General features: G+C 42.5%; 10 protein-coding genes and 1 pseudogene. 5 read left to right on the forward strand and 6 right to left on the reverse strand.

The window, feature by feature from the left end:
- The first annotated feature begins 188 nt into the window (after window positions 1–188).
- A complete protein-coding gene (locus B2866_RS09965) occupies window positions 189–1376 on the forward strand; it encodes a glycosyltransferase (RefSeq protein ID WP_296193566.1) in 1188 nt (395 codons plus the stop codon).
- Window positions 1377–1589: 213 nt separating this feature from the next.
- A pseudogene (locus B2866_RS09970) lies at window positions 1590–2471 on the forward strand (IS982 family transposase).
- 82 nt (window positions 2472–2553) lie between these two features.
- On the opposite strand, the gene B2866_RS09975 reads toward B2866_RS09970, so the two are convergent.
- From B2866_RS09975 to B2866_RS09985, 3 genes are all read right to left on the reverse strand, one after another.
- Window positions 2554–2892: a RidA family protein gene (locus B2866_RS09975; protein WP_296193569.1), complete on the reverse strand. Its 339-nt coding sequence runs from the start codon at window positions 2890–2892 to the stop codon at window positions 2554–2556.
- A 116-nt stretch (window positions 2893–3008) separates the two neighbouring features.
- A complete protein-coding gene (locus B2866_RS09980; protein WP_296193572.1) occupies window positions 3009–4256 on the reverse strand; it encodes an NAD(P)/FAD-dependent oxidoreductase in 1248 nt (415 codons plus the stop codon).
- 228 nt (window positions 4257–4484) lie between these two features.
- Window positions 4485–6656, reverse strand: coding sequence for an ATP-dependent helicase (locus B2866_RS09985; protein ID WP_313473954.1), 2172 nt, complete (start codon window positions 6654–6656; stop codon window positions 4485–4487).
- Window positions 6657–6999: 343 nt separating this feature from the next.
- Here B2866_RS09985 and ychF point away from each other — a divergent pair, with 343 nt between their 5' ends.
- The 3 genes from ychF (at window position 7000) to B2866_RS10000 (ending at window position 10540) form a co-directional block, all read left to right on the forward strand.
- On the forward strand, window positions 7000–8091 hold the full coding sequence (gene ychF / locus B2866_RS09990; protein ID WP_068405531.1) for a redox-regulated ATPase YchF: 1092 nt from the start codon (window positions 7000–7002) through the stop codon (window positions 8089–8091).
- Window positions 8092–8260: 169 nt separating this feature from the next.
- The gene (locus B2866_RS09995) at window positions 8261–9697 is read left to right on the forward strand and encodes a deoxyguanosinetriphosphate triphosphohydrolase (RefSeq protein WP_296193833.1); all 1437 of its coding nucleotides are present in this window, start codon (window positions 8261–8263) and stop codon (window positions 9695–9697) included.
- A 162-nt stretch (window positions 9698–9859) separates the two neighbouring features.
- On the forward strand, window positions 9860–10540 hold the full coding sequence (locus B2866_RS10000) for a TetR family transcriptional regulator (protein ID WP_296193579.1): 681 nt from the start codon (window positions 9860–9862) through the stop codon (window positions 10538–10540).
- A gap of 47 nt (window positions 10541–10587) precedes the next feature.
- On the opposite strand, the gene gspK is transcribed toward B2866_RS10000, so the two are convergent.
- From gspK to gspI, 3 genes are read right to left on the reverse strand one after another with little or no spacing between them, the layout of a single operon-like run.
- Entirely contained in the window at window positions 10588–11655 is a 1068-nt protein-coding gene (gene gspK / locus B2866_RS10005) for a type II secretion system minor pseudopilin GspK (protein ID WP_296193582.1), read from the reverse strand.
- A gap of 42 nt (window positions 11656–11697) precedes the next feature.
- Window positions 11698–12597: a type II secretion system protein GspJ gene (locus B2866_RS10010; protein ID WP_296193585.1), complete on the reverse strand. Its 900-nt coding sequence runs from the start codon at window positions 12595–12597 to the stop codon at window positions 11698–11700.
- On the reverse strand, window positions 12594–13073 hold the full coding sequence (gene gspI / locus B2866_RS10015) for a type II secretion system minor pseudopilin GspI (RefSeq protein WP_296193588.1): 480 nt from the start codon (window positions 13071–13073) through the stop codon (window positions 12594–12596). The genes B2866_RS10010 and gspI overlap by 4 nt, the downstream gene beginning before the upstream one ends.
- Window positions 13074–13076: the final 3 nt, after the last annotated feature.

Raw genomic sequence — 13076 nt, forward strand, 5'->3', positions numbered from 1 at the left:
CTTCATAACCTCAAATATATCATTTTGCTTCGGCTGTTACCCTTCTTTTATTACTCCAGCATACTTTTTGATACACCACCCTAATACGATATTAGAAAAATTATTACAAGCTAAACACTCTTTCAACTCCTATCCACCTATTCGTACTAAGTAAGAAATTCGATATACAACCTAATAGGAGAGCAATTATGTCCCTTTGCCTTAATATGATTGTAAAAGATGAAAGTCATATCATAGAAGATACACTAGAGAATATTTGCCACTACTTCCCGGTTACTTATTGGGTTATTTCTGATACTGGCTCTAGCGATAACACTATCGCTATTATCAAAAATTTCTTTAAGAAAAAAGGTATAAAGGGTGAAATACATCAAGAACCTTGGAAAAATTTCAGTCACAATAGAAATGCCGCTTTATACGCATGTAGAGATAAGGCAGATTATATTTTAATTTTTGATGCCGATGATTCAGTACAAGGTAATCTTAATTTACCAGAACTAGAGAAAGATGCTTATTACTTTCAGATGTCAAATGAGTCAAACACTCTTAAGTATTACCGAAAGCTAATCGTGAAAAACAACGGTACATATAAGTGGTATGGGGTTTTGCATGAGTTCCTCAAAAGTGATGATGAAAAGGCACGAGAGGAAGTTAATGGTGAGTATTTTGTTATATCAGGCAGAAAAGGTAACCGAAGTTTAAATAAAAACAAGTATTCAGATGACGCTGAAATGCTAAAACAAGCCTATCTATCTGGAGAAGATGTTGATTTACTACCACGCTATGCTTTTTACTGTGCTCAATCTTATAGGGATGCAGGGTTGATTGATGAGGCTATTGAATGGTACAAAGAAAGAGTATTATTAGAAAACAAAGGATGGAAAGACGAGGTATATTGTAGCTACAAGGAACTAGGCTTACTATTAGAAAAGAAAGGAAATTATAAAGATGCTCTATATTACTGGCGCTTAGGAGTAGAGCTAGACCCAATGAGAGCTGAATGCTGGTACCAATTATCTAGAAGATACAGTTGGAACAAAAGTACCGCCCTAGCATATGTTCATGCTAAACAAGCTAGCGAACTAACTATGCCTGAAGGTAATCGATTGTTTGTAATAAAGAATATCTATCAATACTGGTCGTATTACGAGTGGTGTTTGAACGCTTATAAACTAGGTAAAATTGAAGAATCCTATCAAGCTTTTAAAAAGCTAACAGTGCATTGCACGGAAGACTTAATAAATAGAGTAGCTCATCAAGTAAAAGATTATAAAGATTTAATTTTAAACGATAGCTTCGATAATATAAGACTGCTCACACTAAACTTGAATCGTCTTAACAATATAAAGCTTTTAGATGAAGCAATAAACGAATAATGTAGAACCCTTATAATATTGAAAATAGAAAAAAATGAAGCAATTATAAAAAGGGCGTGACATCAATCACACCCCTTTATTTTATCTCGCTTTTAATCTTAGCATCTAAAATAACCCCAGTTCGGGATAAGGGCTCAAAAAAAAGATAAAAAAGAAGTCCGAAGTTGCTAAAGTGAGTTTACCAAGACAAACTTCACAATAAGGACTTCTTACATGGACAGCCTAACCGAACTATACTGCCATATTGACGACTTTTATCAGCCATTCAAACCTGAGTTTGAGGCTCACTTAATCGCAACGGGACGCCAAAGGTTAAGAGCGTGCAAGATAAGTGTAGCAGAGATTATGACCATCTTGGTACTGTTTCATCAATTGCGGTATCGACAGTTTAAGGCGTTTTACTACCATCACATGCTTGGCATGATGAAACGGGAGTTTCCAAATCTGCCGAGCTACTCGCGATTTATAGAGCTTGTGCCGCGCAGTATCATGCCACTGTGCAGCTACTTGCAAAGCATGATGGGCGACTGTACGGGTATCAGCTATATTGATTCAACCAAGATAGCAGTTTGTCATAACAAGCGTATCTACCGTCATAAAGTCTTTGAAGGACTTGCAACCCGAGGCAAAAGCAGCATGGGCTGGTTCTATGGCTTTAAGCTGCACGCCATTATCAATCATAAGGGCGAGCTTGTATCTGTTAAAGTCACTGCGGGTAATACCGATGACAGAGTGCTTGTTAAGGATATGGCAACGTCTGTTTTTGGCAAGGTGTTTGGGGATAGAGGCTATATCAGTAAAACACTAAACGAGTGGCTCACAAAACACAGTGATACCACGTTGATAACCAAACTTCGGCGTAATATGAAACCCTAATTACTCAAGCCTATGGATGAGGCACTACTCAATCATAGCTCTTTGGTTGAAACGGTGTTTGGAGAGCTTAAAAACTTGTGTCAAATCGAACACTCACGCCATCGTAGTGTCACGGGGTTTATCACAAACTTGTTGTCAGGTTTGATTGCTTATTGCTGGTTTCCCTATAAACCCACCATCAAAAACATGCCTCAGCAAGGACAGGTAGCCACATTGTAAATAGTATCAATGAGTTACAATATGGCTTATCCCGAACTGGGGTTAAAATAGCCTGTTAGATTGAGTCATTAAACGCTCGTAATTATTCAGCAGCGATAACGGTAATCTCGACCAATAACTCAGGACGAGCCAGTGCTGATTCTCCGCATGCACGCGCTGGCGGCTGGACGCCTTCAAACCATTTATCCCACACTTCATTCATTGCGGCAAAGTCTGACATACTTTTTAGCCAGACGGTTGCGGATAGCAGCTTTGATTTGTCACTACCAACTTCTTGCAGTAATTTCTCGACTTTCTCTAAGCACGTTAAAGTTTGAGCTTTGATATCATCTTCGCTATTACCCACTTGACCAGACAGATAAATGGTTTGGCTATGAATCACAATTTGACTCATACGTTGATTACTATGCAGCTTTTGCATGGATTATTATCCTTAATTTTTGATGCTCTTAATTTTTAATGTTTCAGTACCCTTAAATACTTGAACCTTCAAATATATAAACGGCTCAGATTTATTAAACAGTGCTTAGCTAGGAATTAGCGAGAAAAGCGATCGGCGCTAAAGGGTTTAATATCAACCAATAGCGGTTTGTCATGAATCATCTCTTCGACGAGACGACCAGTCATTGGCCCTAAGGTAAAACCCTGATGGCTATGGCCAAAGGCAAACCATAATTTGTCGTGCTGCGGCGCAGGACCGATGACTGGTTTCATGTCAGGCATACAAGGACGTGAGCCCGCCCATGCTTCGCTCTCAACGGCATCTTCTAGCGGCAGAATTTTGCGCGCAAGTTTTAATACGGTATTTAATTGGCCAAAGTTCTTTGGCGCATTCATGGTGGTCATCTCAGCACCAGTGGTAATACGGATACCTTGCTGCATCGGACCCATCACAAAGCCTTTATCCATATCAAACATACTATGGTTGATGGTATTTTTTTCCGTTACTTTAAAATGCTGGTGATAGCCGCGCATCGGAAACAACGGCAAATCATAGCCAAGCGGTTTGATCAAATCATTAGACCAAGGCCCAGCAGCAATGACCAATTTATCACTATAAAAAGTGCCATTGTCGGTAACAACTTTCCAGCCATCTTGCTCTTGTACGATTTCATTTACGCTACTTTCTTTAATGGTACCGCCCATTTCTTGAAAGTTTTTTGCGTATGATTTAACCAATAAACTTGGGTTTGACACCTGCCAAGAATTCAGCCAATGAATCGCCCCAACGAACTCGTCAAAATTGGCGCTTGGTTCCATGGCTTTTAATTCGTCAAGCGTCAAGACGTTGTGCTCAACGCCTTGATCACGATCTTTGATTGCAGCATCAATAGCTGCTTTAAACGTCTCTTCAGAGCGATGCAACTGCAACCAGCCTTTGCGGCTAATCAAATATTCAGCGCCAGACGCTTCAATCATGGTTTGGTGTTCACTGGTGCAATGCTCAATCAGTGTCTGCCACTCGGCTTCTATTTTTTTGACTGAAGCTGGCGTCGAGTATTTCCAATACTGCAATAACGCTTGATGATAGCGCAAGATCGCCGGAATACGATAGCGAATATCAGTGCCTTGATTGGGCAATACGCGTATCATTTCAGTCAACTGGCGTGGAAACGGATGGGTATGAATTGCCTCGCGTTGAATCAAACCAGCATTGCCGTATGAAGTCTCAGAGCCTGGTAGTTTTTTGTCCAACAGTAAAACTTCAGCGTTATTTTTTTGTAGATGCCAAGCAGCTGAGGTGCCGACCATACCTGCACCGATAACGATTACTTCATAGCGCATAACACGTCCTTTTTTAAGATTTTAATACAGAATATCAAAGATGAGAAATGACAGATAAGGGAGTAATAGTAACGCATTGCGCGCCAGATTAAACCCTTATCATAGAAATATTTTTGCTATTCTATACTTTTGGTTATGCGTTTAATTGAAAGGTATTTTCGATAGGAATAATGGGCGAACTACTAAAAAAATATGCATGTTTTGGATAATTAAAATAGCATGAATTCATCACCACCAAATTGGGTCCTCACTTGCTAGCGTTTCTAACAGCCTTTTACTGGTCTCGACCGTCAACTTATCGGCAGGCAGCTCAGCGATAAACCTTGACGGCTTATCAAAGTAACCCGAATAGCTTGAGAAATACTCGGGCGCGGTTAAAAACAATCTGCTCTTAGCTCGGCTACAAGCAACATAAAACAGCTTACGCTCCTCCTCTAACTCTTCGAAATCACTGAGCGAGCGATAGTGCGGCGTCATACCATCCACGAGAGAGTTGACAAACACCACTGGCCATTCAAGCCCTTTGGCACTATGAATAGTCGAGATAGTAACCTTATCTTTATCGTCGTCTTCTGGTTTATCCATAGTCGCCACTGAATCATTAGGTGGATCGAGGGCAAGATTTTCTAAGAATTTATCGAGACTGTCATGTTCTATCGCTAAGTTTTTGAGTACACGAAAATCTTCACTACGCTCGCGCCAATTCTCTTCAATCGTTTTTAGGACAGGAATATAAAACTCTAAAATTCGCTCAATCACCATTTCGACCGATTCTGCCTGCCTGGCTTTGGTCAAAGTCGCATGCAGTGATTTAAGCTGAGGGCTTTTCTTCGCAAATGACGGTAATAGTAGCGGCTCAAAAGTATTGTTGTTAACATTGTTATCGGTATTAATTGCTTGGGTTAAGCGCGTCGCCGTCACCGCCCCCACCCCTTTAAACAAGGTTAAAATACGGTGCCATGCAATGGTGTCATTTGGGTTATAAAGTATTTTAACGAAGGCTAAGACGTCCTTGATATGACGCCGCTCAATAAAGCGAATGCCACCTACCACGATAAAGGGAATATTGCGTTCCATAAATTCAAGCTGAACGTAGTTAGATTGAAAGGAGGTGCGGCACAATACGGCAAAATCTTGATAATCGTAATCTGGTTTTAATTCGATAATTTTGTCGGCAATATATTTTGCTTCCTTCGTTTCGTCACTTAAACGACGAAATATTGGCTTGATGCCTTCTATAGACGCGCCCGAGTACAATTGCTTTTGATAGCCTAACGTGATTTGCGCCGATAAAGCATTGATATAATCAAGCACCGCTGGTGTGCTGCGATAATTTTGCTCTAGCTTAATCAGTTTTGCTTCAGGATAACTCTCGCCAAATAGTAAGATATTTTCATAATTGGCACCGCGAAAAGCATAGATGCTTTGGTTGTCATCACCAACCACCATCAGCGACACCGACACCGGCGCACAAATCAGATCTATCAGCTCTTTTTGCGGAATATTGGTGTCTTGGTATTCATCGACCATGACATAACGATAGTGCTGTTGTAGTAGCTTTCGAAAGATGTCATTGTGCTTTAGATGGCGCACCACTTGGCTGATGATGTCATCAAAATCGTATAAATGATTGGCGCGCTTATACTCATGAAAGTCGACCGCCAATTGCTCAATAACTGGAATATGCACGGCGATATCAGGATAACTGCTTTCGATTAAATCACGAATATGAATACGGCGATTTCTAGAGGTTGAAAAGATATTTTGCAAGGTTTTTTTGCGCGGAAACGCCTGATTGGTTATTTTGGTCGGATACTTTTTTTCTTTACTAATTAAGTCGATGGCATCTTCACTGTCAGCGGTATCTAAAATCGTAAAGCGCGGATTGATACCAAGTAGCCCAGAATATTGGCGTAATAGCATATTGCAAAAAGAGTGAAAAGTGCCGCTAGTGATATCGTTTAGCGCCTTGCCGTTTATGTGACTATTATCATCTAGACGGTTAGCCAGCAAAGTTCTAGCGCGACTTTTAATTTCATTGGCCGCCCTGCGGGTAAAGGTTAATAGCAAAATCTCTTTTGGCGGGACACCATTTTCTATCAAATAGCTGGTTCTATAGGTCAAGGTTTTGGTTTTACCAGAACCTGCACCGGCGATAACCAACACCTTACCCTCAGTTGTGGTAGCAGCCAACAACTGGTTAGGGTTCAGCTCACGGGCGTAATCCACTTGCAACCCTAAATGACTGGCAAGCCGTTGCTCTAATATTTCACTATTGGCATTTATCAAATTGGCCTCGAGCTTTTTAATCGCCTGCTCAAGCCGCGACAGCTTGGGTTTCATGTCAACGAAATTATGCGGATAATTATAATGGTGGGTAGCAAAAATGGTGGTCATTATTAACAATTGCCTTTGGTATGGTTTATCGTGCTAGCTATTGATGAAAGCGCAGCAGCATGCATCATCATTTATAGCTAATAGCTTATCATAATAGGTAGGGCTCTGAGGGTCGTTGATAACGAACATTCATATGAAACGATGATATTAAATGGCGGTATTAAACAGGTTACTAGGTATTGTTATTGACCATAAAAATTAAAACAGCAAGCACAACAACCTCACCCATTTTGGCTGAAACTTGCTACAATATGCCCAATTTTGAGTTCCTATTTTACCAAGCTTTATACTGACTACATACCAAGTCTGTTATTGCCTAATTTTATTAATATATTGAGAGCATGTTATGGGTTTTAATTGCGGCATCGTCGGTCTACCAAATGTGGGTAAATCCACCCTGTTTAACGCCTTGACCAAAGCGGGTATCGCCGCTGAAAACTTTCCTTTTTGCACCAAAGATCCCAATACCGGTATCGTACCTGTGCCAGATCCACGCCTAAAAAAACTGGCTGATATCGTCAAGCCGGAACGCGTATTACCGACAACGATGGAATTTGTCGACATCGCAGGTTTGGTCGCTGGCGCCTCAAAAGGCGAAGGTATGGGCAACCAGTTTTTGGCCAATATTCGCGAGACCGATGCGATTGCTCACGTGGTACGCTGCTTTGATGATGACAACGTCGTCCATGTTGACGGCCGCGTCAGCCCTATTGATGACATCGAAACCATCAATACCGAATTGGCATTGGCCGATTTAGAGGCCGTTGAGCGCGCTATTACTAACTTAAGCAAAAAAGCCAAAGGTGGCGATAAAGACGCGACGGCTATGCTTGATGTGTTCAAAAAAATCGAGCCTTTATTAGCAGAAGGCAAAGCCGCCCGCGGTGCTAACCTAGACAAGGACGAGCAAAAACTGATCAGAAGTTATGGTTTGATTACCTTAAAGCCAACGATGTATATCGCTAACGTGAGCGAGGATGGCTTTGAGAATAATCCATACCTAGATGCGGTGCGTAACTATGCCACTGGCGAAGATTCTATTGTTATTGCCCTATGTAACCAAATCGAATCTGAAATTGCTCAGCTTGATGAAGATGACAAAAAAGACTTCCTAGCTGAAATGGATATGGAAGAGGCTGGCCTTGATCAAGTCATTCGCGGCGGTTATGATTTGCTTGATATGCAAACGTATTTTACGGCTGGGGTCAAAGAAGTCCGCGCTTGGACAGTTGCTGTTGGTGCCACAGCCCCTGAAGCTGCTGGGGTAATTCATACTGATTTTGAACGGGGTTTTATCCGCGCTGAAGTCATTGCGTATGATGACTTTATCGAGTATGGCGGTGAAAAAGGCGCAGCTGCTGCTGGTAAATCACGCTTAGAAGGCAAAACCTACATCGTGCAAGATGGCGATGTAATGCATTTCCGCTTTAACGTTTAACGTTCAATATTTACAAGCGGACTGTGTGTTACACAGTCTTAGTAGAGAACAACCAAAAGCCAGCTTCAATGCTGGCTTTTTTTATTATAATAAAGCAGAGTTCATTAGAACAATGGGTCTTACCAAATCAATAATAAAATAGAATGATAAAAATAACGGACGATAAATGATGACTGTTTATGTTAATCACACCACGAATTCTAGTGACCATTGGGCAAAACTATTTAGCGCTCAGCGTTTAGGGAGTCATAAAAAAGCCCCTGCCGAAGACAGCGCACGCTCCTCCTTTCATAAAGATTACGACAGACTGGTATTTTCACACTCCTTTCGCCAGCTCAATCAAAAGACCCAAGTTCATCCACTGACCAATCAGCTTGGTATTCATACGCGCTTAACACATTCGCTCGAAGTTTCCTGTATTGGGCGCTCTTTAGGTATCATGGCGGCAGAAAAGTTACATGATAAGTTGGTTAGCGGTTTACCGAACGGTGTCGCGCCTGCTGATGTCGGCGTCATTGTCCAAGCGGCTTGCCTTGCCCATGATATTGGCAACCCACCGTTTGGTCATGCCGGAGAGTACGCCATTCGTGACTGGTTTATGCATCCTGACCGTAAGCAAGTCTTGAAAAATCTGAATAATAACGAACAATTAGATTTACTGGCTTATGAAGGCAATGCACAAGGATTTCGTATCCTTGCCCGAAATGAGCATCACCCTGATTTGGGTGGTATGCGCTTAACCTGTGCTACTTTGGGCGCGTTTATGAAGTACCCTTGGCTTGCCACTCATAGCAACCCTATTTGTCAAGGCAACCACACCACTAACTTGCAAAAATTTGGCTGCTTTTATAGTGAGGCGGCGCAGTTAGAGGAGCTAGCAGAAACGTTAGGCTTACCATATTCAAAGCAGCACGATGGCTTTGCTCGGCATCCGCTAGCCTATTTATTAGAAGCGGCAGACGATATTTGCTATGCGCTGATAGATTTGGAGGATGGCATCAATTTGAATATGCTAAGCTATGCAGAGGTTGCGGCTATTTTTTATGAGCTGATTGGCGAGCGCCCTGATACGCTTACTCTACCTACTCAAGTGTCAGTCAGACAGCATTTGGCATCACTACGGGCACGGGCGATGATGCGTTTGGTCAATGCCGTCACCGATGCCTTTGTAGCCAATAGTGATATGATGTTGGCGGGGATGCTACAAGGCAGCTTGTTTGCGCACTGTGAGCCAAGCGTACAAAGTGGCATTAACCAAGCTAAGCAATTGGCACGCGAAAAGATATTTAATCACCCAAGTAAAGTGCGCATGGAGCTGATGGCCAATCAATGCTTGCAGCGCCTGCTCGATGCTTTTATGCCACTCGCCTGGATAAAAGAGACAAATGAGGCAAATGAAACCGATGCCTCGATAGGCCAAATATCCTTTGAACAGCAGCGTTTGCTAAAATTACTACAGCCGCATCTGTCTGAGAATCGCCGGACTCTAGCAGATAATACCTATGATAATATGCTTAATGTATTAGATTTTATCACTGGTATGAATGATCATGAAGCCTATCGACTAGCACAAGAGCTACAAGGACATTGGGGCACCATTGTTTAAACAACGTGTTTAAGCAACTCGTTTAAACACGTTGTTTGGAAGCAATTTAAAATCGAGCCAAACTAAAATTTAAGCAAACTATCAACGATAACCGTCTATTTCATTCGTATTTTCACAATGAAATGAGTATGATAGACATCTATCAGGTAATTTTGAAATATTATGAGTAGTCGCGAACAAAAGAAACTTCAAACCCGGCATGCTTTTTTTAATGCGGTGCTTGATTTGTGTATGACAGGACAGTCTTTTAGCTCAATCAGTCTCAGACAAGTCACGCGCGAGGTTGGCGTGGTGCCGACGGCGTTTTATCGCCATTTTGATGATATGGAATCGCTCGGTCGTGCCTTGGTTATTGAAGAGTTGGGCGGTACGCTAGCAACGTTAAGTGAAAACTTGCAAATTGGGCGCAAACGCAGTTTTGATCGTCAAATCGCCAAAAGTATTCAGATGTTTTTATATATGGTCAGCGAGCAACCTTGCTACTGGCAATTTTTAGTCAGTGAACGCTATGGCGGCTCAGAAGCGGTACGTAAAGCCATCAATGAGCTGATTAAAAAGCACGGTCAAAGCCTAGCAGAAGATTTGGCGCTACAGCCGGCGTTTACCCACATCAATACTTATGATCGTAGACTGTTGGCAGAAGCTGGGGTCAATATGTTCTTTTCTTGGATTATTGACTGGCTCGAGCTGACCTATACCGAAGATCATGATGATGAAGTCGACTTGGCAGAGATAGAAAAGAAAAAACAGCTGATGCTGCATAATTGCACGCGCCAAGCACAAATGCTATTTTATGGTGCTTACAATTGGAAGTCTACCGAAGAAACCCGTTTAAATGATTAATTAGACTTAGTTTTTGTATGTTATTTAGCAATGATTATCTATAACCATTAGAAAATTGGCCTAAAAGCCCAAAGTCGCTGCGTTAGCACACGCACCTCTTTGGGCTTTTTATTATCAGCGTTATTAGCATCACTGCTATTTTCATTATTGTTAGTGTTATTTGCTGCGTCGCCATCAGCGGCCGTTTTGCTAATAATAACGGTCGCAAAGCGTTGTCTTGCTCGACCAACCGTCGCATTATCCGAGGCGGTAATAAGTGCCATAAAGGCTTGGCTATCAACCGCTAGTAATGGCGTCAAAGCTTTGCGCTCCTCTTCTTTTACACTACTTAATACGGGCAGTTGCCAAACATCATCAATAGAGCTAAAGGCTTGTTTTGCTCGCAACTCAGCGATACTCTGCATTTGCTGGCTGCTCGCACCCTCTACCAAGGCAGCAAGCAAAACGGGATTGGCGGTATTAATATTAATGGGTAAATAATATGGCACGGCGGTGATATAAGGACGCAGTGCCGCTAATACTTGCGCATTCACGCCCTTCACCTCTGCTAATTGATCGATACTAAGCAAAGCTTGATTGGGCAGATTTTGATCCGCGCCGCGATTAGACTGCTGAGCATAAACCACGCTTTCATCACCGCCATCTTCATATACTTCACTGTCAGCATCTTGGTAATCAACGACGGCAGTAGCGATATCAGGCTCTAAATTTAGCTGTGTAAGCAGCCTTTGAAAGACGGCCAAGGCAGCAGTATCAACGGCGCCATTATGATATAAATTATTAATATTAAAACGACTCCCCTCATCGCGTAATTCAATGCCGATGCTATGTCCGCCTAGCGTATAAGGCGGTATTGGCTGCGCCCAAATATCCTGCGCGCTATCAGTATTATTCAATTTAGCATCAGCACGAATCAAGGTAACCGCCAATTGCTGACCTGCATTGATATCTTGTAAGAGCTGGTTTTGGTCAAACAATAAGCTGCTGCGCCTAATGGCAATCTTTTGACTGGCAAGCATCGCCCCTGCAACCACGGTAATACTAACCACCAATAGCAAAATAGTCAGCAGCGCGACGCCACGTTGAGAGTCGGCTTTCATAGATATTACAGGCATGATTGACTTCATTGCTGGCTTACTTGGCATAATCAGCCTCTATCATTGACCAAAAGGGGTATTTTCAGTAGCGTTGCTTGAGCTATTATTGGCTGCATTGTCATTGGCTTCGTTATTAGTGTCGCCGTTATTATTTTTATCACCGCTATTAGCATTAGGATTATTAGGCGTATTTTTACGACGGGAGTTTTTACTGACATTTAGTATTGGCTGCGGCGTCACCGCCCATTGCCAAGTAATCGGCATATCCTGATACGTAAAGTTGAGCGCAACTCCTTTTGGCAGTAGCATAATTTCAGAGGGCGCATTGGCTGAATTTGCCGTCGGCGCTGCTAAAGCATTGTTATTGATGTTGCCGCTGTCTTTATTGGGGAATTTGGCACTTAATTCAGGTAAATAAGCTTGCCAGCGCCCAGCCGTAACACCTTTAAGCAATACACTATCTAGGCTAATGCTATCACTGCCACCGGCAAGACTGGTATATTGACGACGAATTAAGCGCTCATCAGCAAAAATGTATTCGATATGCTGCACACTCGCGCTGCTCTGATAACGTGGATCAGGGTCGGCAAAACGCACAAAGCTGATACGTGTGCCGTTTAGAGTCATGAAAGGTTCAGGTGCTGGTGCGTTTTCTTGATTGCTATTATTAGTATTATTATTTGCGGCATTATTGGTTGTAGCGTTATTGGTTGAGGCGTTATTAGTTAAAGAATTAGCACCCTGCGTATCCACTGCCTGATAAGGAATCATTTGGTTCATATCTTGCTGTAGCTGCAAATAGGCATATTGCAAAACTGCTAAATTATCCGCATGAAATTGCGCCCGTTCACGCGCACGGTTAACACCATCAAATACTTGCCAGCCTGCAACTGCCAACATGGCAAATATCGCCATCGCCACCATCAGCTCAAGTAGAGTAAACCCATGATTTGATTTCATGGATTGCCTCCATTAGGGTTTAGTCGGCTCAAATCCAAACTACCGACTTCTTGTTCAGAATTACTTAGCATGACGTTGATATCCGTCACTGCGCTGCGTGTCTGTCCGTCTATAATGGGCGCAACAGCGATATTCACCTGTTTTAATGCGGGTGTGATGGCGTCCGTGGCGGTCATTGTCACTTGCCAATCACGACCTTGGGCATTGATAGTTTGGGTTTTATTGGCCGTTAGCCACGTATCTTGAATACGCAAGTCCGCTGCCGCGTTTTGTGCGACAAACTGCGCTAGCGTGCGAGTACGCAAGACATCGACTGAGCTTAAATACGCACTACTCGCACGGCTCGCAGCAACAGCAACGACGGCCAAAATCGCTAAGGCCACCATGACCTCTATCAGGGTAAATCCGCGCTCATGCTTTGATATAACAGGCTTTGGATCTGTGTAGGTAGGTATTGCTTTATCTTTGTTAATCATCAG

The organism is Psychrobacter sp. UBA3483 (assembly GCF_002377905.1).
GTDB lineage: Bacteria > Pseudomonadota > Gammaproteobacteria > Pseudomonadales > Moraxellaceae > Psychrobacter.